A 19,542-nucleotide genomic window follows, 5' to 3' on the forward strand; every position below is an offset into this window, starting at 1 on the left:
TGAGCAATTTTTTTCACCCCGCGTGGCTGTGGGAATGCTCCTTAAAGCAGTGTCCGGCTGCGGTGAAAGCATGTCGGCTTCTGACAGAACAGGTACGATGGCCGTCTGTTTTAGTCAGCCTTTTTTCGGAGTAAGCCCATGAGCGCAGTCAATCGCGCAGCGGTGGAGACTATTCTTCGCCAGTACACCGACCCCTATCTGAATCAGGACCCGGTCAGTGCCGGATGTGTCAGGTCCATTGATATCGACGGTGCGCACGTCAGTGTGCAACTTGAACTGGGCTATGCCGCCGATCTGTTCAGGAATGGCTGGGCGCACGTGCTGAAAACGGCCATCGAAAATCTGGACGGCGTCGGTTCGGCCACCGTCGCGATCAAAAGTGTGATCAGCGCACACAAGGCTCAGAGCCAGATCCCAGGCCTTGCCAATGTGAAAAATATCGTCGCTGTGGCATCGGGCAAGGGCGGTGTCGGCAAATCTACCACCGCTGCCAACCTGGCATTGGCACTGTCTCGCGAGGGCGCTCGGGTCGGCATTCTCGATGCGGATATCTATGGGCCGAGTCAGGGTGTGATGTTTGGCATTCCCGAAGGCACGCGGCCGAAGATCAAGGAGCAGAAGTGGTTTGTGCCGATCGAGGCCCACGGTATCGAAGTAATGTCGATGGCCTTTCTGACCGATGACAACACGCCGATGGTGTGGCGCGGGCCTATGGTGTCAGGCGCGTTGCTGCAACTGGTGACGCAGACAGCCTGGAATGATCTGGACTATCTGGTGATAGACATGCCGCCGGGCACAGGCGATATCCAGCTGACGCTGGCGCAGAAGGTCCCGGTGGCCGGAGCCGTGATTGTCACCACGCCTCAGGATCTGGCGCTGCTGGACGCGAAGAAGGGTGTCGAAATGTTCCGCAAGGTCAACATTCCGGTGCTGGGCGTCGTGGAAAACATGGCGGTGCACATCTGTTCCAACTGCGGGCATGCCGAGCACCTGTTTGGTGAGGGCGGGGGCGAGAAGCTGGCGTCGCAATATGATGTCGAGTTGCTGGCGTCACTGCCTTTGTCGATGCTGATTCGCGAGCAGGCAGATGGCGGCAAGCCAACAGCGATTGCCGAGCCGGACAGTCAGATTGCGATGGTCTATCAGGAGCTGGCGCGCTACGTCGGTGCGCGAATCGTACTGCAGGAAGCTGCAAGCCCGGCGATGCCGACCATTTCCGTCAGCGACGACTGATGGTGTAGCGGTGTTCTGACAGGGGAGGCGCAGTGGTTCGGCGTCTCTCGGTCATGCCTGATGAATGAGCAATTGCTCAAACGCCAGGCAATAAAAAACCCCGCTTTTGAGGGCGGGGTTTTTAAACTGATCAGTACAAGTTAGATAACTTGAACTTCTTCAGCTTGCATGCCTTTCTGACCGCGGGTAGCGATGAAAGAAACCTGTTGGCCTTCTTTCAGGCTTTTGAAGCCGTCGGATTGGATAGCTTTGAAGTGCACGAACAGGTCGTCACCGGATTGTGGAGTGATGAAGCCGAAGCCTTTTTCATCGTTGAACCACTTAACGGTACCAGTTTGGCGATTGGACATAGTATATCTCCTTGGACAAAGTTAACTGCGGCGTAGGAAGAGCCCTGGCCGAGACTGAGTGCAAAGAGCTGGAAAATTCATGGAGATGGTTGGATCGAAATTCAACATCGTGTAGAGATTCTCAGTGACACAAGCAACACAGTGACGCCACCTTAACCCTTTTTTCCGAACGTGCCAATGGTCTGTTGATGATTATTTCCATTCGCAGGAAATCAGCACGGTGCGTCACCCAAACTCTCTATCTGTTGTCTTTGAACCGTCGGCTCCAGCCCGGTAAGATGCCGGATATCTTTTTCAGCACGCTATTCAGGACATCGCCATGAGCATCAAATCGGACAAGTGGATTCGCCGCATGGCGCAGGAACACGGCATGATCGAGCCCTTCGTCGAGCGCCAGGTGCGTGGCGAAGGCGCCAACCGGGTGATCTCGTTCGGGGTGTCCAGCTACGGTTACGATGTGCGTTGCGCCGACGAATTCAAGGTGTTCACCAACATCAATTCGGCTACCGTCGACCCGAAAAATTTCGATGAAAAAAGTTTTGTCGATATCAAAAGCGACGTCTGCATCATCCCGCCCAACTCGTTCGCGCTGGCCCGCACCGTCGAATATTTCCGTATTCCGCGCAATGTTCTGACCATCTGTCTGGGCAAAAGCACCTACGCGCGCTGCGGCATCATCGTCAACGTCACGCCGCTCGAGCCGGAATGGGAAGGGCATGTGACACTGGAATTTTCCAACACCACCACGCTGCCAGCCAAGATCTACGCCAATGAAGGCGTGGCGCAGATGCTGTTTCTGGAGTCCGACGAGGAGTGTGAAGTTTCCTACAAGGACCGTGGCGGCAAGTACCAGGGCCAGCGTGGCGTCACCCTGCCGCGCACCTGATTTACGGGTCAGTTGATTAGTGAAATTGAATTAATACTCTATTTCGCACTCTATCTGCTCACATGCTTTCGCATAATCATTACGTGCGATGGCCTTTGATCTGGAGTGCCCTATGAAGACTCATTTTAAAATCTCTGACCAGGTTCAATCTCCACTAAACGAGATCGGGTTACTCGCCTGGTCGTTGATGGCTCATTCAGATCTCAGTCCTGAGCTGAACATGGTGGGTGGCGGGATTCCGGGCACGCCCGGGCCTGACACGCCCGAGCAGCCTATCGAGCCGGGTATCCCTACCTTGCCGGATGATCCGCCACCAGCGCCTGTCGCCTGACTTATCGGTGCCAGCCTCCTGCCTCGGAGAGCTGGCGTCGGTGTGTCTGTTTCAGACAGTCATGACAAGCCACGTGCGCGGTCAGACCACCCTCCACACCGCATCGCCGCCGGTGACATAAACCGAGCTGTGTTCGACTGGCTGGATACGAAAGCCCCCCGTGAATTCGCCGAATGCCGGTAGCAGGCTGACACGCTGGCCGAGGTAGAAGCACGCCAGCCGCAAGCTTTGCCTGCCCCGGCCATAAAGTCTGTAAACCGGGTGAACGTGCCCTGCGAGCACGTGGAGCTCAGGGTGCGGATCGGGCTCGTGTTGCAAGGCAAATGGCCCCATCGGCAGGGGTTCAGGTACGACGTCGATGCCCAGATATTGCGGAGGGTCGCCCGCCCGTTTGTCATGGTTGCCGCGGATCAGGGTGATGCGCAGCGTCGAACGTTCTGCCCGCCATTGTTCCAGCGCAGAAAGCGTGCCTGCCGCATGGGACTCTGGAGCATGCAGAAAATCGCCTAGAAAGATCAGATGGTCACAGGGGTAGGTGTTCAGCAGGCTGTCGAGCCGACGCAGATTTTCCTGCGTCGTGCCGTGCGGCACAGGCTGGCCGAGCTTGCGATAAGCCGCGGCCTTGCCAAAGTGTGCGTCTGCGATCAGCAGAGCGCGCTCCACGGGGTAATAAATAGCCTTGTCGGCCAACAGCCATAATTCTGCGCCCGCCAGCGTGACCGCGAGGTAAGGATTCATCGTTCAGGCTCCGGCCCTGCAGCTTTTTCCAGATCGCGGACCATGCGCGCGATGCGGTCGGCGAGTTTTTCCGAACTGAGGCTCTCACGAAAACGCTCGACCAGCAGCGGAAACGCCAGCGGCGTGGCGCGTTTTATCGCATGCAGGTCCAGCGTCCGACTGTTGATCTGGCGCAAGGTCAGCTCCAGGCGTTGCAAGTCCAGTTCCTGGCGCAACACCTCTTGTTCGGCTTGAGTCAGCAGCATGTTCTCGGCGTCGTACTGTTTGAATACTTCAAAAAACAAACCACTGGATGCCTGAAGCTGGCGATTGCTCTTGGCCGCTCCCGGGTAGCCGGAAAACACCAGCCCCGAGATCCGGGCGATTTCACGAAAGCGTCGCAAGGCCAGCTCGCCCGCGTTCAGGCTGGCGATAATGTCCGCCAGTAGATCGGTTTCGCTGAAAAGATCGCCTTGCAATGCTTGCGCCCAGTCAATCTCGCTGGCACTGAGCAGCTCCAGACCATAGTCGTTGACCGCGATGGAGAAGGTCAGCGGCTGATAGCGGCTAAGGCGCCATGCCAGCAAGCTGCCCAGCCCCAGGTGCACATGGCGGCCAGCGAACGGGTAAAGAAACAGGTGCCAGCCTTCGCGGGATTTTAGCGTTTCGGCCAGCAGCGTGTCGCGTTGCGGCAGGCCCGACCATTGCTGCTGCACTTCCAGCAGCGGCTTGATGGCCTGCATTTCCGGGCTATTGAATTCACCTCGTGCGGCGGCATCGAATTTCTCTACCACGGCGTTCGCCAGCTCGCTGGACAGCGGCATTCGTCCACCATTCCAGCGGGGCACGGCGGCTTTCTTGCCGGTGGCACGCTTGACGTAGGCGGTCATGTTTTCCACCCGCACCAACTCCAGCAAACGCCCGCCGAACAGAAAGCCGTCGCCGGGCTTGAGCCGGGCGATGAAGCCTTCCTCGACGCTGCCCAGCGAGCCGCCACCGCCGCCTTTTTTCCAGTATTTGAGGTTGACGGTGGCTTCACTGACGATGGTGCCGACGCTCATGCGGTGCCGACGGGCCAGACGCGCATCGGGAACACGCCAGACACCGTCTTCATCGGGTTCGGCGCGGCGGTAATCGGGGTAAGCGGTCAGCGAGTGACCGCCGTTGCGCACGAACGCCAGCGCCCAATGCCATTGTTCATCGCTGAGGTCGCGGTAGGCCCAGGCGCTGCGCACTTCCACCAGCAGCTCGTCGGGCAGAAAACCGCCGCCCAGCGCCATGCTGACCAGGTGTTGCACCAGCACATCAAGTGGCTGGTGGGGGGATTCACGCGGCTCGATCATTCTGGCTGCCACGGCATCGTGTGCGGCGGCGGCTTCGACCAGTTCCAGGCTGTGGGTGGGCACCAGCGTCACGCGTGAAGGGCGGCCTGGCGCATGGCCTGAACGTCCGGCGCGTTGCATCAGGCGGGCGACGCCTTTGGGTGAGCCGATTTGCAGTACGCGTTCGACGGGCAGGAAATCCACGCCCAGGTCCAGGCTTGAGGTGCACACCACGGCCTTGAGCGCACCTTCCTTCAAGGCGCGCTCGACCCAGTCACGGACTTCCCGGGCCAGCGATCCATGATGCAGGGCAATCAGCCCGGCCCAGTCGGGGCGCGCTTCGAGCAGAGCCTGATACCAGATTTCCGATTGCGCCCGGGTATTGGTGAACACCAGGCAACTGGCACTGCTGTGCACCTCGGCGACCACTTGCGGCAACATGCGCAGGCCCATGTGCCCGGCCCACGGAAAGCGCTCGATGGCAGGCGGCAACAGCGTATCGACCAGCAATTGCTTGACGATCTTGCCCTGCACGGTCACGCCGCCGTCGCCGATCAGTACCTGCTGCGCATGCTCCTGATTGCCCAGAGTTGCGGAAATACCCCACACAATCAGTTGCGGGTTCCAATGGCGCAGTCGAGCCAGAGCCAATTGCAGTTGCACGCCACGTTTGTTACCGATCAGCTCGTGCCATTCGTCCACCACGACCATTTTCAGCGTTGACAAGGCGACCTGTGCATCGGCGCGGGTCAGCAGCAGGGTCAGGCTTTCCGGTGTAGTGATCAGTGCCGAGGGCAGGCGTCGGCTCTGACGAGCGCGCTCGCTGCCGCTGGTATCGCCGGTACGCAACCCCACCGACCACGCAATATCCAGCTCGGCCAACGGCGCTTCAAGCGCACGCGCCGTATCCGCAGCCAACGCGCGCATAGGCGTGATCCACAGGACACTCAGCGGTGCAGCGGGCGGTTTGCGTTTGCGTGGCTTGTCGTCAGCGGTGAGGGTGTTGGCGTTGGCGAAGCGGTTGAGCGCGGCAAACCATACAGCGTAGGTCTTGCCGGAGCCGGTGCTGGCGTGCAGCAGGCCGGACTCGCCGTTCTTCACCGCCGCCCAGACTTCCTTCTGAAACGCGAACGGCTTCCAGCCTCGGGCGAGAAACCATCGTCGAGCGAAATCAGTGGGTCTGCTCATCCGTTTGCGTGTGCTCTGAGTGGCGTTAAATCAGAGACAGCGAAGAAAGGGTAATAGTTTTAAATGGTTATGGGGCTCATCGTTAGACACACATCTAACTGACTATCGTGCAGCGCTCTGCGTCGGCATGCCGTTCTGGACGCTCCACGTCCTCTTGACGACGCAGAGCATCGAGCACTGCATACCTACGCTGCAGCGTGCGCAACGATGATCTCAATATCGTGCGGCGCTCTGCGTCGCATGCCTTTCTGGACGCTCCGCGTCCTCTTGCCGACGTAGAGCGTCGAGCACTGCATCCCCACTGGAGCGTGGGGACGATAGTCGTGGATATTTCAGTGCCGGTTACCAAGCATTTCCGGCTTCATGCACAAAAAACGCTATTTCAGATTGCCACTCAAAAACTGCTGCAAACGCTCGCTTTTCGGGTTGTTGAGCACCTCGTCCGGGTGGCCGGACTCTTCGATCTGGCCCTGGTGCAAAAACACCACCTGGCTGGCAACCTTGCGCGCAAAGCCCATTTCGTGAGTCACCAGAATCATGGTGCGGCCTTCTTCGGCCAGGCCCTGAATGACTTTCAACACCTCGCCGACCAGCTCCGGGTCGAGTGCCGAGGTGGGTTCGTCGAACAGCATGATTTCCGGTTCCATCGCCAGCGCACGGGCAATGGCCACGCGCTGTTGCTGGCCGCCGGACAGGAACGCCGGGTACTGGTCGGCAACGCGCTCCGGCAGGCCGACCTTTTCCAGGTATTTACGTGCTCGGGCTTCGGCTTCGGCCTTGGGCACGCCCAGCACCCGGCGCGGCGCCATGGTGATATTTTCCAGTACGGTCATGTGCGCCCACAGGTTGAAGTGCTGAAACACCATCGCCAGCCGGGTACGAATGCGCTGCAGCTCATCCGGGTCGGCCACGCGCATGCCGTCCTTGTCGCTGACCATGCGTATTTGCTTGCCGTCCAGGCTCATCGCGCCATCGTTGGGCTGTTCGAGAAAGTTGATGCAGCGCAAAAACGTGCTCTTGCCCGAGCCGCTGGCGCCGATCAGGCAGATCACATCACCGCTGCTGGCCTTGAGCGATACGCCTTTGAGCACTTTGTTGTCGCCGTAGCTCTTGTGCAGGCCATCGATGGTCAGTTTGTACATGACAGGTCCTCAAGGAGAAAGTAGATAGCCGCTGCGATAGGCCTGGGTGCCGGCGATGTGCGCAATGACCATGCCTGCCGTCGCCATACGGCGCAGCGAACGGGCGTACAGCAGGCCTGCGTTCAGGGCATGGATGCAGGTCACGGCGTCGCTGATCGGGTCGATGACCTCGGCAATCAGTTGGCCGGCCTCGACGTATTCGCCAGGCATCGCGCAGAACACCAGCAGCCCGCCGACCGGTGTGGCAACCGGTTCGACCGCTGCCAGTGGCGTCGCGGGGTAAAGCAATTCGGGGGGTGGCGATAACTCGCCGCCGATGACACCTGCGTCGATCAGGTAATGAATGATCGCCTGACAGTCGCGGCTGGCCAAGGCGTGATTCACATCGCCCTGACCGCGCAGCTCCAGGGTCACCGAGAAGCTGCCCATCGGGATCGGAAAGCGCTCGCCGAAGCGTTGCTGCAATTGCCACCAGACTAGCGTAAAGCACTCATCAAACGACTGGCCGCCCGAGTCGGTGGCCAGCAGGCTGGCTTGCGCGCCCAGATAACGCGACAGTGGCTCGACTTTCGGCCAGGCCTGGGGCGTGGTGTACAGGTGCTCGACCGATTCAAAATCACAGTGCAGGTCCAGCACCATGTCGGCGTCGCAGGCCAGGCGCTGCAGGGTCATGCGCAGCGAGTGTAATTGGGTCGTCACGGGCTCGGCGTTCAGCGCCGCCAACAGGCTGGCGCGCACCAAGGCGCAGTTTTGCTGGGGGTCGTCAGTCAGGCGGGCTTCGATATCATCGCCGACCTGCGCACCAAGGTCGCTGAACCAGCGATTGAAGTTCTGCCCGCTCTCCAACTCGTAACGGCCCAGCGGCGTGTCCATCAACACCTGTTCCAGGCCAATCGGGTTGGCGACCGGCACCACGACGATTTCCCCCAGCAGGCGACCGGCGTTTTCCAGTTCAGCCAGACGCTGTTTCAAGTACCAGGCGACCAGCATGCCCGGCAATTCGTCAGCGTGCAGCGAGGCCTGGATATAGACCTTGCCGGTGCCTTGCTGCGGGCCGTAATGAAAGCTGTGGATCTGCCGGCCAGTGCCTGGCACCGGCGACAGCAGGTCATGTGTGTGATGGCGCATGTTCAGTCCTGATTAATGAGCCGGGCCGAGAAAGGCCAGCCAGCGGCGTTCGGCAAGACGGAACAGCCCGACCAGAATGAACGTAACGGTCAGGTACATGACGGCGGCGATACCGAAGGACTGGAAGGTCATGAACGTCGCGGAGTTGGCATCCCGCGCCACTTTCAAGATGTCTGGCACGGTGGCGGTGAAGGCTACCGTGGTCGAGTGCAGCATCAGGATCACTTCGTTGCTGTAGTACGGCAGCGAACGGCGTAGCACTGATGGCATGATCACGTAGGCATAAAGCTTCCAGCCGGTCAGGCCGTAGGCTTTGGCCGCTTCGACTTCGCCGTGGGCCATGCTGCGGATGGCACCGGCAAAAATTTCCGTGGTGTACGCGCAGGTGTTCAGGGTGAAGGCGAGGATCGTGCAGTTCATCGCGTCGCGAAAGAACGCATCCAGCATCGGTTGCTCGCGCACGGCAGCAATGCTGTAAATGCCGGTGTAGCAAATCAGCAGCTGTATATAGAGCGGTGTGCCGCGAAACAGGTAGGTGTAGAACTGCACGGGCCAGCGCACCCAGCGATTTCTCGACACCCGCGCAATCGACAGCGGGATCGACACGCAGAAGCCGATGGCAATCGAGGCGCTGAGCAGCCACATCGTCATGGCCAGACCGGTGATATTCACGCCGTCTGTATAAAGGAAGGGTTTCCAGTATTCCTGTAACAACTCGATCATCGCTGCGCCTCCCGACTGCCTGCGGCGTAATGCCGTTCAGCCCAGCGCAGAGCGAAGTTCGAGGCGCTGGTAATCATCAGGTAGATCAAGGCTGCCAGCACCAGAAAGTAGAACAATTGATAGGTACTTTTACCGGCGTCCTGCGAGGCCTTGACCAGATCGGCCAAGCCGATGATCGACACCAGCGCGGTGGCCTTGAGCAGCACTTGCCAGTTATTGCCGATGCCCGGCAGCGCGTAACGCATCATTTGCGGGAACACGACGTAGCGGAATCGTTGGCCGCGCTTCAAGCCGTAAGCGGTTGCTGCCTCTACCTGGCCGCGAGGCACAGACAGAATCGCGCCGCGAAATGTCTCGGTGAAGTACGCCCCATAAATGAAGCCCAGGGTGATGACGCCCGCGCCGAACGGATTGATCTCGATGTATTCCCATTCCATTGCGTCGGTGAGCATGGTCAGCCAGGTTTGCAGGCTGTAGAAGATCAACAGCATCAACACCAGATCCGGAATACCACGGATCAGTGTTGTATAAATTTGCGCCGGCACGCGCAGCAGCGCCGAGCTCGACAGTTTGGCACTGGCACCGACCAGCCCGAGCACAATGCTCAGCGCGAGGGACAGCACAGCCAGTTTGATGGTCATCCAGGTGCCTTCCAGCAGCAGCGGGCCAAAGCCCTTCAGGCTGAATGCCGAGAGTCCCAGGGTTTGCATGAGTGCATCGAGCATGGATAAGGCCTTGCGTTTAGCAACAAAAACGCCCATCGATCGGGCGGCGAATCATCGCCGAAATCGATGGGCGTCGGGGTGTTATTTGCCGCTGTACAGGTTCAGGTCGCCAAAGTGTTTTTTCTGGATTTCAGCGTAGGTGCCGTCATCGTGCATGGCCTTGATGCCTTTATCCAGCAGCGCTTTCAGCTCTTTGTTGCCCTGCGCGATACCGATGGCGGTTTTCGCTGGCAGCAGTTCGCTGTCGATAGGCTTGCTGACTTCGTAGTCGGCACCGGCTGGCGATTTCAGGAAACCCAGTTCGGCTTGCAGCATGTCCTGGATCGAGGCGTCCAGACGACCGGAGGTCAGGTCGGCGTAAACCTGATCCTGGTTGGCGTAGGCCTTGGTGGTCACGCCGGACTTGTCCAGCACGGCCTTGGCGTAGGCTTCCTGGATGGTGCCTTGCTCGTAGCCCACGGTCTTGCCTTTCAGGCTGGCCGGGTCAGCGGTAAAGCCTGCACCTTTCTTGAACACCAGCGACGTCGGGCCGGAGAACAGCTCGTTGGAGAAGTCGATGACTTTTTCGCGAGCCGGGGTCACGGTCATTGAGGAGATCACGCCGTCGAATTTACGCGCCTTGAGGCCGGGGATCATGCCGTCGAAATCGCTTTCAACCCATTTGCAGGTGACTTTCAGCTCTTTGCAGATCGCGTTGCCCAGGTCGATATCGAAACCCACCAGGCTGCCGTCGGCGGCTTTGGATTCAAACGGTGCATAGGATGGATCGACGCCGAAGCGCAGTTCCTTGTATTCCTTGGCCATCGTATTACCGGCGGCGATGCACAGAGCCAGTGCAGAAAGAGTCAGCCATGCTTTTTTCATCGTTCAGTCCTTCAAACCTTAAATGGGGCGTTGGGAACACGCGAAGCTTGCTACCGGCAAGTGCCAGATAGGCAATGGTTAGCAATTTCCGAACCAGAGGAACGAACGTGCGTTTGAAATGTAAGGGGTTGTCGCTATTTCGTATTAACGGATGGCAATCTGCCGCGTTGGCGTGCTTGTCCTTCGAAGGCTGGCCATTGAGGCGAATTTCCCGGCGCACCCCGGTCAGGACAAGGGGCAGATTGGTAACGTGAGGGTGATGGTTTCAGCGGGCGAACGCACTTTTGCTTTACGTGATGTTTCAAAAAGGTGCACGCCTATTGGTGCGCCCTTTTGTGGTGCGTCAGTTCAGCAGGTCCTGCAGTGTCGTCAGGCTATCGGCCTCGGCGACCGGTTTATCCTGTCGCCAACGCAGCATGCGCGGGAAGCGTACGGCGATGCCGCTCTTGTGACGCTTGGACAAGGCGATGCCCTCGAAACCCAGCTCGAACACCAAGGTGGGCGTCACACTGCTCACCGGGCCGAACTTCTCGACGGTGGTCTTGCGCACAATGGCGTCCACTTTGCGCATTTCTTCGTCGGTCAGCCCTGAGTAGGCTTTGGCGAACGGCACCAGCGTGCGTTCGCTTGCTTCGGGCGGGCCGTCCCACACGGCAAACGTGTAATCGCTGTACAGACTGGCGCGTCGCCCATGACCGCGTTGCGCATAGATCAGCACGGCATCGACGCTGAACGGGTCGATTTTCCACTTCCACCAGACGCCCATGTCTTTGGTGCGACCGACCCCGTACAGCGAGTCGCGGGCCTTGAGCATCATGCCCTCGACCCCCAGGCTGCGGGATGCTTCGCGCTGGGTGGCGAGGTCGAGCCAGTCTTTGCCGGTGAGCACCGGCGAGGGCATCAGCACCTCGCTCTGACAGCTATCGATCAAGGTTTCCAGTTGCGTGCGGCGTTCGTGTTGCGGGCGGCTGCGCCAGTCAGCGCCTTGCCATTCCAGCAGGTCATAAGCCAGCACCACGACCGGAATGTCAGTGAGGATCTTCTTGCCGAGTGTCTTGCGGCCGATGCGTTGTTGCAGCAGGGCGAAGGGCTGGACTGAGGGCGCAGCGTTCGGGGCGTCATTATCCAGCGCGAACGCTGCATCGCTGTCGTGGCTGATGTCCGGGTTAATGTCAGGTGCTTTCCAGACCACGATTTCGCCGTCGATCACCGTGCCGTCCGGCAGGCATTGCGCCAGGCTGTGCAGTTCCGGGAAGCGGTCGGTGACCAGCTCTTCGCCCCGTGACCAGATCCACAGCCTGCCGTCACGTTTGACCAGTTGTGCGCGGATGCCGTCCCATTTCCATTCCACCTGCCAGTTCTCGGCCGGCCCCAGCAACGTCTCGAACTGGTCGGCAGGCTGCTGCAAGGAGTGCGCAAGAAAGAACGGATAGGGCTGACCGCCACGTTGCGCGTGTTCATCTTCCGATTCAGGCGCGATCAGCTTGAGGTAGCGCTCGGCGCTGGGCCGATGCGACAGGTCTGTGTAGCCGACCAGCCTTTGCGCAACACGCTTGCTGTCGATGTCAGCCAGCGCGGCCAGTGCGCGGGTGACCAGCAATTTCGATACGCCGACGCGAAAGCTGCCGGTGATCAGCTTGATGCAGACCATCAAGCTGCTGCGGTCCAGTTGCGACCAGAACATGGGCAGGCGCGCGGCCAGCTCTTCGGGCGGCAGGCCGCGCAATGGCAGCAGCTTGTCTTCCATCCACGTGGCCAGGCCTTCGTCGTTGCTGTGGTCGGCCTGCGGCAGCAGCAATGACAGGGTTTCCGCCAGGTCGCCGACGGCCTGATAGCTTTCTTCGAACAACCATTCAGGCAGGCTCGCCAGTGTCATGGCTTGCTCGCGCAGCACGCGGGTCGGCACCAGTTGCCTGGGGCGTCCACCGGACAGGAAGTACACGGCCCAGGCGGCGTCCTCTGCCGCCGCTTTTTCGAAATAGTCGCGCATGGCGGCGAGTTTGGCGTTGCTCGACGTGGTGGCGTCCAGCTGTGCATAGAGTTCGGCGAAGGCTTTCATGGCTGAGCCTCCCCCGCAGTTGCCGCATCGGGCTCGGCAGCCGCCGGGTTGCTGTCCTCTTCATCGCCGTATTCAGTGCTGAAGCCCTGGGCGTCCAGCCCCCGTTCGCGCAGATAGCGCACCAGTATGCCGACCGAACCGTGGGTGACCATAACCCGCTCGGCGCCGGTCTGCTCGATAGCCCATAGCAAGCCTGGCCAGTCAGCGTGATCGGACAGCACAAAGCCGCGATCCACGCCGCGCCGACGTCTGGTGCCGCGCAGCATCATCCAGCCGCTGGCAAAAGCGTCGCTGTATTCGCCGAAGCGCTTCATCCAGCTACTGCCCCCGGCCGAGGGCGGGGCGAGGATCAGCGCCTGGCGCAGGGCCGGATCGGTTTTTTTGAAGTCGCCGGCGTAGTGAGTTTCTGGAATGCGGATGCCGCCCTCGCGGTAGACCCGGTTCAGCGGCTCGACGGCACCGTGCACCAGAATAGGCCCGATCTGCGAGTCAATGCCGTGCAGAATGCGCTGGGCCTTGCCGAAGGAATACGCGAACAACACGCTGGCCTTGCCCTGAGCCGCATTGCCGCGCCACCACTCGTTGATGCCTTCGAAAATCTGCGACTGCGGCGCCCAGCGATAGATCGGCAGGCCGAAGGTCGATTCGGTAATAAACGTGTGGCAACGCACCGGCTCGAACGCCGCGCAGGTGCCGTCCGGTTCGACTTTGTAATCCCCGGAAGCGACCCAGACCTCGCCTTCATATTCCAGCCGCACTTGCGCTGAGCCCAACACATGCCCGGCCGGATGCAGGCTGAGTTTTACCCCGTGGTGGGTAATGGTTTCACCGTATTCGAGGGTTTGCAGATTGATGTCCTGCCCGAGGCGCGAACGCAGAATACCCTCGCCACTGGCCGCCGACAGGTAATGCTGATTGCCGGTACGGGCATGATCGCCGTGCGCATGAGTGATCACCGCGCGCTCGACCGGACGCCATGGGTCGATATAGAAATCACCGGGTGGGCAATACAAACCTTCGGGGCGAGCAACGACAAGATCCATGGGATAACCGTATGGATGGGCTTGTTAGCTATGAGCGGGGGCAGGACGGGAAAGTTCGGGGATTTGTGAGTGGGAGCTCAGGGCGACGCTTCGCTTGTCCGCGATTGATAAGGTGTGGGAGCGGACTTGTCCGCGAAGGCAGTCTTCCAGACACAGAAAATACATCGGACGTACCGGCCCATTCGCGGACAAGTCCGCTCCCACACGGTCCGCTTAACACCCGAGCGGACTTGTCCGCGAACTGCCGGGAACCGGCAGCAAAACCTGCCACCTCGGTTCGCCAGACACCGCCGAGGCGGCCTATTCAGGGCCGCTTCGCAGCCCATCGCAGCCGTCGTAACCTCCTGAAGCTCCCACGCCCTCCGGGCAGAAGCCTGCTCTGCGTACCCTCCAGGTACTACGCTTTACTTGCCCGGCGTCAGCGTCAGGCGTTGTTTGCCGTAGCCTTTTTCGTAGTTCTGCTGTTGCAGCGGGATCGACATGTATTGCCCTTTCTGCCAAGGCTCGATGCTGTTGGCGTAATAGGGGCTGGCCGGGTTGCCGGACTGGCCGGTGTTGATCATCCCGGTCATGGGCTCGACAAGGCTGAAATCGACGATCATGCGCAGGCTTGGTGCCACGCGTGCATCGAAGCCTTTGCCCCACTCGAAACCGGACACATTCAGCGTGGTGTGATCACCGCCCGCCGCCGAAGCACTGCGGTTGAACTCGCCGCCGCCCAACTGCCTGGCCAGTGGATTGGCCGAGGTCCAGTTGTCGCGATGCAATTTGCCCCATTGCCAGGCTTTGTGATCACTGCCCAACAAGCTGTCGCCACGGGTGACAGCCGCCGCAAGGCTGCGCGCCAGAATGGCTGGCTTGTCTTCTTTCTGCGGGGTTTTGACGTCATCCCAATACGGGCTGTCATCGCGGCCCAGCAAATGGTCTGCTTGCGGCGAATACGACGAGCTGGCATTGGCCACCAGCGCTTGCCAGGCAGGGCTGGTTTCCGGGCCCAGTTCATCGAGGAAAATCTGTTTGGCGCTTTCCTGCAGAAACAGCTCGTACAGCGCAGCATCAGCCGATGTGGCGCTGAGCTTGCCATCGAACGCCATCAGGCGAGTGAATGCTTCGCGGGCATTGTTGCGATCAGCCTCCGGCAGGGCGTCGATGGCCTGCTTGAGCGGCTTGCTCATGCCTGGCGCCTGGAACATGGTCTTGAGTTTGGCCGCGAACGTTGTGGTCTGGTCGTATTGCATGGCGACGGTGCTGCGCAGGTCCTGCTTGCCGCTGTTGGCCAGCTCGGCGATACGCTCGGCGCGCTCCGGGTAGCCCCACGAGTTGGAAAGCTGCATGCCGTAGCCTTTCGGAATCGTGCGCTGGTTGGCCGCTGCCAGCCAGCCCTGGCGCGGGTCTTGATCATAAGGATGGAGCATCGAGTCGGCAAAACCGTCCCAGTCATATTTGCCGTCCCAGCCCGGCGAAGGCAGCAGGCCCTGGCCTTCACGACGGTTCGGGAAGCGCCCTGTGACTTGCCAGCCAATGTTCGAGGCATCGGCGAAGACCATGTTCAGGGTGATCGCACGGATCTCACGGCTGGTATCGAACGCCTTCTCGACGTTGGGCGCGCGGGACAGGTCAAAGAACGCATCCAGGCTCTTGTCGTCTTTGAAGTCGGGCACTTGCAGCGCCAGGCTCAAGCCATTGCCGGGCGGTGTTGCGCTGGCATTGAGCAATGCGCCGTGACGCGTCTCGTAGACCGTTTCACGAATCGGGCTGCCGCCTTTGACCAGAAAGGTTTCCTGGTGAGAGGCTGCCGGCACCCACTTGCCATCCGCCATATAAGAGACGCGGTTGCCTTCGCGCTTGATCTTCTCCAGGAACAGATCCTGATTGTCGCCCTTGACGTTGCTCATGCTCCACGCCAGCTTGCCGTTGAAGCCGCTCAGGACCAGTGGCAGACCGGCGATGGACGCCCCGGACACCTGATATTTCGGTGCACGGATCTGCACGAAGCTCCACGCAGAGTTGAGCCCGGCGGGCAATTGCATGTCACTGGCCAGCAGGCTTTTACCACTACGGCTACGCTGCGGCGCAATCGCCCAGTTGCTTGAAGCGGCGACGCCGAGCATGTTCAGGTCCGAGAGCTGCAAGGTGATCCTGTTCAGATCGCTCAGACCGGTGACCTGATTGCTCAAATTGAGGCCCTTGAGCTTGTCTGCTTCGGCAAACGGCAGCTCTTCGTCAGGGTAAGTCGGCAGCAGCCAGGCGAGTTTGTCTGCCCCCACTTTCTGCGCCAGCACCAGCGCGGACAGTTCTTCCTGCAGGTTCACCGACAGGCTGAAGTTGAGCAGGCTGAAAATCAGCGCCGAGTCTTCCGGCTTCCAGTACTCAGGCGTGTAACCCGCGCGGGCGACATCGGCCGGTAGCTTGTCGCGGTAGCGGAACAGGTAGGCGTTGACGCCCCTTGCATAGACATCGAAGAAGCGTTTGAGGCGCGGTGAAGCGGCGTTGTACAGGTCGCTGGCGTTCCGCTTGAGGTTCACCGAGCGCATCAGGCGGTCGACTTCCAGCGCGTCCGCCCCGGCCACTTCCGACAAACGGCCCTGCGCCAGCAGGCGCATGCCGAGCATCTGACCGATGCGATCACCGGCGTGCACGTAACCCAGCGTGAACAGCGCGTCGTGGTACGTGCTGCTTTCTATGAGCGGCATGCCCATGTTGTTGCGGCGCACCGACACATTCTGCGCCAGGCCTTTGAGCGGGAAGGTCCCGGAAGCAGGCAGCACAGTCTCGGGATCACCGCCGCCCAGCTGGCAGCCAGCAAGGCTCAGGAAGCTTGCCGCAGCAGCGGCAGCGCCGAATCGGGGTAGAAAATGACGAAGGGCTGGCGAGGCCATGGGCAAGCTCCAAAGGGGTAACGTACAAAAGGCGCTACGTTAGAGAGCAGGCAGGCTGCACGCAAGCGGCACGCACGAGTTTATTTCAGGATTTTACAGAGGCTGACCGGACGACGCTTCGCTTGTTTGCGATCTATCGGTATGCCGGTATGCCGGTATGCCGGTATGTAGGAGCGGACTTGTCCGCGAACTGCCGGGAACCGGCAGCAAAGGCGCGTACGGTTTATCAGGCAAAACCGAGTTAACCTGGTTCAGGGCCGCCTCGCAGCCCATCGCAGCCGTCGTAACCTCCTGAAGCTCCTACAGCCCTTCGGGCAGAAGCCCAATCAGTGGGTATTTCAGGATTTGTGTATCACGCGCCGTGGCATTTCTTGAATTTCTTGTCGCTGCCGCATGGGCACGGATCGTTGCGACCCACGTCCTTCAACGTGTTGCGCACGGGTTCCTGGTGCGCGTGACCGCAGTTCGGGCCGTGGACATGGCCGTGCTGGTGGTCGTGATGATCGTGGTCGTGGTTGCAATCAGGGCCATGAACATGGGCTTGCTGGTTCATCGGGTGTACTCCACAGTTAAATCTGCAATAAAAATCTGGCGCGCATTATCCCGCAAATCAGCGCCGAGCAGTAACCGTCAGTTTTTTTTCGCACTTGATCTTTTTTTAAGTATGCTTAGTTTTTTGCGGGTGTTTTTCAGCATCCCTGTATTTTCTGAACGCGTGAGCCGACCCTATGACCCGACACGAACGTATCGCCAAGGCGATTGCCGCCAGTGGCAGAAAAAAAGGTGAGATCGCTGCCCAGTGCGGTGTGGCCAATTCTGCCGTTACCCAGTGGATCAGTGGCGAGAGCAAGAGCCTGCGGCCTGAAAACCTTTATGCGCTGGCACGCGCAACCGGCTTTCGGGCTGAATGGCTGGCAATCGGTGAAGGGCCTGAAAAGGAGGAGTTCGACGCCAACGTGGCGATGATCGATCAGCCGAAAATGTCTTTTCGCTACCCGGTCATCAGTTGGGTGTCTGCCGGGTCGTGGGAGGAGGCGGTTCAGCCGTACCCCGATGGCTTCTCCGACCGCTATGAAATCTCCGATTACGATTCCAAAGGCCCGGCGTTCTGGCTGGAAGTCAAAGGCGATTCGATGACCGCGCCCACTGGCGTCAGCGTGCCGGAAGGCATGATGATCCTGGTGGACACTGAGGCCGATGTTCAGCCCGGCAGGCTGGTTATCGCCAAGTTGCCCGCCAGCAACGAGGCGACGTTCAAGAAGCTGGTCGAGGATGGCGGTACACGCTATCTGAAGCCGCTTAACCCGGCGTACAAAATGATCGAATGCGATGCCGACTGTCGCATTATCGGTGTGGCCGTGAGGATGACCGGCAGGCTGTGAGCCTTGCGCCACAAGGTTTTGGCAAACCTTCTGAAGACGCACAGCGTCGGACGCCTCCTACAATCCGCTTGCCGGAATCCTTCACTCGGAATACTGTATTTATATACAGTTGTGTGAGGAGGTTGTCATGGTCGACACCAATAATCCAGCGCCCGGCGTAGCGCGTTCCTACGAGCAAATCGGCAGGCGCATCCAGCGGCTGGTCTCGGCACCGGATGTGCAGAAGATCCAGTGGGTCATTGTCACGCGCCAGGAAGACGAGGCCCGGGACGGCTGGGACAGAGTGCTGCAGGAAATCTCCGAAACCGAAGGCATTGAGGTTGACTGGCAGCGAGACGGGTCGGTGAGAATTGGCTGGCAGCGCTATATCGATAACTGAAACAGACAACGCATGAGGTATTGGCCTCAAGCTGCTTGATTAGTTTTTTAAGTATGCTTAAATTTAACGTCTTCATCCCCGTTTATCGCCAGATCATCAACTCGCTTCAATCGCAAGGACGCGACCAAGGGCAGGGCGAGCCCAAGTGCCAGACCGGATGACATCCTTCCCTATTTCCCTGCCATTCACACGGCAGGCGTGCAGTGTCTGAGTTTTTCTGTGTTCGTGAACAGCTGTTATCTCTGGAACGGAGTCAGAACTGATGGATATCTTGAATGGTTTGGCGGACAGGGGCGAGTGGTTGGTGGCCGGTCTGGTTGGCGCAATTATCTCGGGCTGGTGGCACAAGGCTGGTCTGCTCGACTGGCGTGCCTGGATGGTTTTTCTGGTGACCGGGGTGGCGTGCGCCGTGTTCCTCACCGGCATTGCCAGCAATTACCTGGGCGTTGCAGAGCCTCGCAACATCACCGGCATCGGTTTTCTGCTCGGTTCGTTTGGCGCCGCGTTGATCTCCGCCGTCAACCGCGCTTTGTGGGCGGCGGATATCTGGAAGTTTCTGCTGGAGCTGATCAAGGGCAAGCTGGGCGGATAGCTGCGTGGTTGTCGGTGTGGCTATTTGCGGTGCTGGATAAGTTCGTACGGGGCCACATCGCCAGACTTGCCGATCCGCACGCTGTGCCTGAAGACCATGCCGGTCTTGAGTTTGCCTTCAAATCTGTAGTGGATCAGCTCATCGGGCTTCTTCAGCAATTGAGCGATGTACCTGGCGTGCCCCCAGAGGTTGGTGCGGATGGGCACCACAAAGGTTTTCTGGCTGTGACCGTCGACAAAAAACCAGTCGCTGGATTTGCCATCGGCGAGCACCACCTCATTGAGCATGATCTTGTAGTTCAGGCCTCGTACGAACAGGCTGGAGTCGTTAGGATTGTCGACCTCGAAATACAGCTTGAAATCCTGTTGCGTCAGCCTGGCCTTGACCACCTGGACTTTCAACAACTGCACTTCTGGATCCTCGAAGCGGTCAAAACTCAGGTACGAGCATCCACTCAGCCCGAACATGACCAACGCAAGGCTTATGATTCTTGTAATGTGCGCCTGAAAAAACATGGATGTGCTCCGTTTGACGCCTGAGTCTAACAACTCAAGGGTCACGGGTAACGCGCTTGTTGCGCTGTCTGATGCTACGCCATA

Annotated in this window: 19 protein-coding genes; 6 read left to right on the forward strand and 13 right to left on the reverse strand. The window is 59.6% G+C overall.

Going from position 1 to position 19,542, the window contains the following annotated elements:
* Positions 1 to 138: 138 nt before the first annotated feature.
* Positions 139 to 1,233 carry an iron-sulfur cluster carrier protein ApbC gene (gene apbC / locus QRN38_RS10605; RefSeq protein WP_005764868.1) on the forward strand — a complete coding sequence of 365 codons (1,095 nt, stop codon included), beginning with the start codon at positions 139 to 141 and terminating at the stop codon, positions 1,231 to 1,233.
* A gap of 140 nt (positions 1,234 to 1,373) precedes the next feature.
* On the opposite strand, the gene QRN38_RS10610 is transcribed toward apbC, so the two are convergent.
* Positions 1,374 to 1,583: a cold-shock protein gene (locus QRN38_RS10610; RefSeq protein ID WP_002554837.1), complete on the reverse strand. Its 210-nt coding sequence runs from the start codon at positions 1,581 to 1,583 to the stop codon at positions 1,374 to 1,376.
* A gap of 319 nt (positions 1,584 to 1,902) precedes the next feature.
* Between QRN38_RS10610 and dcd the strand changes: the two genes are divergently transcribed.
* Together dcd and QRN38_RS10620 are read left to right on the forward strand one after the other, a co-directional pair.
* Complete coding sequence (gene dcd / locus QRN38_RS10615) at positions 1,903 to 2,469, forward strand: dCTP deaminase (protein ID WP_003381535.1); 567 nt, start codon at positions 1,903 to 1,905, stop codon at positions 2,467 to 2,469.
* Between the two features lie 112 nt (positions 2,470 to 2,581).
* Complete coding sequence (locus QRN38_RS10620) at positions 2,582 to 2,800, forward strand: hypothetical protein (protein ID WP_003381534.1); 219 nt, start codon at positions 2,582 to 2,584, stop codon at positions 2,798 to 2,800.
* Positions 2,801 to 2,881: 81 nt separating this feature from the next.
* On the opposite strand, the gene pdeM is transcribed toward QRN38_RS10620, so the two are convergent.
* The 11 genes from pdeM to QRN38_RS10675 all read right to left on the reverse strand — a co-directional run bounded on the left by pdeM (position 2,882) and on the right by QRN38_RS10675 (position 17,143).
* On the reverse strand, positions 2,882 to 3,538 hold the full coding sequence (pdeM, locus tag QRN38_RS10625) for a ligase-associated DNA damage response endonuclease PdeM (protein ID WP_057418173.1): 657 nt from the start codon (positions 3,536 to 3,538) through the stop codon (positions 2,882 to 2,884).
* Positions 3,535 to 6,027: a ligase-associated DNA damage response DEXH box helicase gene (locus QRN38_RS10630; RefSeq protein WP_057418172.1), complete on the reverse strand. Its 2,493-nt coding sequence runs from the start codon at positions 6,025 to 6,027 to the stop codon at positions 3,535 to 3,537. Before QRN38_RS10630 ends, pdeM begins: the two co-directional genes overlap by 4 nt.
* Before the next feature lie 377 nt (positions 6,028 to 6,404).
* Positions 6,405 to 7,169 carry an ABC transporter ATP-binding protein gene (locus QRN38_RS10635; protein ID WP_007246637.1) on the reverse strand — a complete coding sequence of 255 codons (765 nt, stop codon included), beginning with the start codon at positions 7,167 to 7,169 and terminating at the stop codon, positions 6,405 to 6,407.
* Positions 7,170 to 7,178: 9 nt separating this feature from the next.
* Complete coding sequence (locus QRN38_RS10640; RefSeq protein ID WP_057418171.1) at positions 7,179 to 8,297, reverse strand: succinylglutamate desuccinylase/aspartoacylase family protein; 1,119 nt, start codon at positions 8,295 to 8,297, stop codon at positions 7,179 to 7,181.
* Positions 8,298 to 8,309: 12 nt separating this feature from the next.
* The gene (locus tag QRN38_RS10645; RefSeq protein ID WP_005764880.1) at positions 8,310 to 9,020 is read right to left on the reverse strand and encodes an ABC transporter permease; all 711 of its coding nucleotides are present in this window, start codon (positions 9,018 to 9,020) and stop codon (positions 8,310 to 8,312) included.
* On the reverse strand, positions 9,017 to 9,745 hold the full coding sequence (locus tag QRN38_RS10650) for an ABC transporter permease (protein ID WP_057417075.1): 729 nt from the start codon (positions 9,743 to 9,745) through the stop codon (positions 9,017 to 9,019). Before QRN38_RS10650 ends, QRN38_RS10645 begins: the two co-directional genes overlap by 4 nt.
* A gap of 81 nt (positions 9,746 to 9,826) precedes the next feature.
* Positions 9,827 to 10,609: a transporter substrate-binding domain-containing protein gene (locus tag QRN38_RS10655; RefSeq protein WP_003381525.1), complete on the reverse strand. Its 783-nt coding sequence runs from the start codon at positions 10,607 to 10,609 to the stop codon at positions 9,827 to 9,829.
* A 343-nt stretch (positions 10,610 to 10,952) separates the two neighbouring features.
* On the reverse strand, positions 10,953 to 12,668 hold the full coding sequence (locus QRN38_RS10660) for an ATP-dependent DNA ligase (RefSeq protein ID WP_007246640.1): 1,716 nt from the start codon (positions 12,666 to 12,668) through the stop codon (positions 10,953 to 10,955).
* On the reverse strand, positions 12,665 to 13,711 hold the full coding sequence (locus QRN38_RS10665; RefSeq protein ID WP_007246641.1) for a ligase-associated DNA damage response exonuclease: 1,047 nt from the start codon (positions 13,709 to 13,711) through the stop codon (positions 12,665 to 12,667). The genes QRN38_RS10660 and QRN38_RS10665 overlap by 4 nt, the downstream gene beginning before the upstream one ends.
* 404 nt (positions 13,712 to 14,115) lie before the next feature.
* Positions 14,116 to 16,590, reverse strand: a complete 2,475-nt coding sequence (locus QRN38_RS10670) for a penicillin acylase family protein (RefSeq protein WP_024666925.1) — start codon at positions 16,588 to 16,590, stop codon at positions 14,116 to 14,118.
* 352 nt (positions 16,591 to 16,942) lie between these two features.
* Positions 16,943 to 17,143: an SEC-C metal-binding domain-containing protein gene (locus QRN38_RS10675; protein WP_005764888.1), complete on the reverse strand. Its 201-nt coding sequence runs from the start codon at positions 17,141 to 17,143 to the stop codon at positions 16,943 to 16,945.
* A gap of 175 nt (positions 17,144 to 17,318) precedes the next feature.
* Here QRN38_RS10675 and QRN38_RS10680 point away from each other — a divergent pair, with 175 nt between their 5' ends.
* The 3 genes from QRN38_RS10680 (at position 17,319) to QRN38_RS10690 (ending at position 18,943) form a co-directional block, all read left to right on the forward strand.
* Positions 17,319 to 17,972, forward strand: a complete 654-nt coding sequence (locus QRN38_RS10680; RefSeq protein WP_003381514.1) for a LexA family protein — start codon at positions 17,319 to 17,321, stop codon at positions 17,970 to 17,972.
* 127 nt (positions 17,973 to 18,099) lie between these two features.
* Positions 18,100 to 18,351, forward strand: a complete 252-nt coding sequence (locus QRN38_RS10685) for a DUF1654 domain-containing protein (RefSeq protein WP_005764890.1) — start codon at positions 18,100 to 18,102, stop codon at positions 18,349 to 18,351.
* Positions 18,352 to 18,613: 262 nt separating this feature from the next.
* The gene (locus QRN38_RS10690) at positions 18,614 to 18,943 is read left to right on the forward strand and encodes a hypothetical protein (protein ID WP_007246642.1); all 330 of its coding nucleotides are present in this window, start codon (positions 18,614 to 18,616) and stop codon (positions 18,941 to 18,943) included.
* A gap of 20 nt (positions 18,944 to 18,963) precedes the next feature.
* Here the strand turns inward: QRN38_RS10690 and QRN38_RS10695 are convergent, their stop codons facing one another.
* Entirely contained in the window at positions 18,964 to 19,458 is a 495-nt protein-coding gene (locus QRN38_RS10695) for an LEA/WHy family protein (protein WP_005764898.1), read from the reverse strand.
* Between the last annotated feature and the right edge of the window lie 84 nt (positions 19,459 to 19,542).

Source organism: Pseudomonas sp. CFBP2511 (genome assembly GCF_030209255.1).
Taxonomy (GTDB): domain Bacteria; phylum Pseudomonadota; class Gammaproteobacteria; order Pseudomonadales; family Pseudomonadaceae; genus Aquipseudomonas; species Aquipseudomonas avellanae.

What these genes read in the sequence shown, in the direction of transcription:
- QRN38_RS10655 (WP_003381525.1), bottom strand. Translation starts at nt 10,609, where the DNA reads ATGAAAAAAGCATGGCTGACTCTTTCTGCACTGGCTCTGTGCATCGCC.
- apbC (WP_005764868.1), top strand. Translation starts at nt 139, where the DNA reads ATGAGCGCAGTCAATCGCGCAGCGGTGGAGACTATTCTTCGCCAGTAC.
- QRN38_RS10645 (WP_005764880.1), bottom strand. Translation starts at nt 9,020, where the DNA reads ATGATCGAGTTGTTACAGGAATACTGGAAACCCTTCCTTTATACAGAC.
- QRN38_RS10695 (WP_005764898.1), bottom strand. Translation starts at nt 19,458, where the DNA reads ATGTTTTTTCAGGCGCACATTACAAGAATCATAAGCCTTGCGTTGGTC.
- QRN38_RS10660 (WP_007246640.1), bottom strand. Translation starts at nt 12,668, where the DNA reads ATGAAAGCCTTCGCCGAACTCTATGCACAGCTGGACGCCACCACGTCG.
- QRN38_RS10640 (WP_057418171.1), bottom strand. Translation starts at nt 8,297, where the DNA reads ATGCGCCATCACACACATGACCTGCTGTCGCCGGTGCCAGGCACTGGC.
- QRN38_RS10665 (WP_007246641.1), bottom strand. Translation starts at nt 13,711, where the DNA reads ATGGATCTTGTCGTTGCTCGCCCCGAAGGTTTGTATTGCCCACCCGGT.
- QRN38_RS10685 (WP_005764890.1), top strand. Translation starts at nt 18,100, where the DNA reads ATGGTCGACACCAATAATCCAGCGCCCGGCGTAGCGCGTTCCTACGAG.
- QRN38_RS10680 (WP_003381514.1), top strand. Translation starts at nt 17,319, where the DNA reads ATGACCCGACACGAACGTATCGCCAAGGCGATTGCCGCCAGTGGCAGA.
- QRN38_RS10610 (WP_002554837.1), bottom strand. Translation starts at nt 1,583, where the DNA reads ATGTCCAATCGCCAAACTGGTACCGTTAAGTGGTTCAACGATGAAAAA.
- QRN38_RS10620 (WP_003381534.1), top strand. Translation starts at nt 2,582, where the DNA reads ATGAAGACTCATTTTAAAATCTCTGACCAGGTTCAATCTCCACTAAAC.
- QRN38_RS10650 (WP_057417075.1), bottom strand. Translation starts at nt 9,745, where the DNA reads ATGCTCGATGCACTCATGCAAACCCTGGGACTCTCGGCATTCAGCCTG.
- QRN38_RS10690 (WP_007246642.1), top strand. Translation starts at nt 18,614, where the DNA reads ATGGATATCTTGAATGGTTTGGCGGACAGGGGCGAGTGGTTGGTGGCC.
- dcd (WP_003381535.1), top strand. Translation starts at nt 1,903, where the DNA reads ATGAGCATCAAATCGGACAAGTGGATTCGCCGCATGGCGCAGGAACAC.
- pdeM (WP_057418173.1), bottom strand. Translation starts at nt 3,538, where the DNA reads ATGAATCCTTACCTCGCGGTCACGCTGGCGGGCGCAGAATTATGGCTG.
- QRN38_RS10630 (WP_057418172.1), bottom strand. Translation starts at nt 6,027, where the DNA reads ATGAGCAGACCCACTGATTTCGCTCGACGATGGTTTCTCGCCCGAGGC.
- QRN38_RS10670 (WP_024666925.1), bottom strand. Translation starts at nt 16,590, where the DNA reads ATGGCCTCGCCAGCCCTTCGTCATTTTCTACCCCGATTCGGCGCTGCC.
- QRN38_RS10635 (WP_007246637.1), bottom strand. Translation starts at nt 7,169, where the DNA reads ATGTACAAACTGACCATCGATGGCCTGCACAAGAGCTACGGCGACAAC.
- QRN38_RS10675 (WP_005764888.1), bottom strand. Translation starts at nt 17,143, where the DNA reads ATGAACCAGCAAGCCCATGTTCATGGCCCTGATTGCAACCACGACCAC.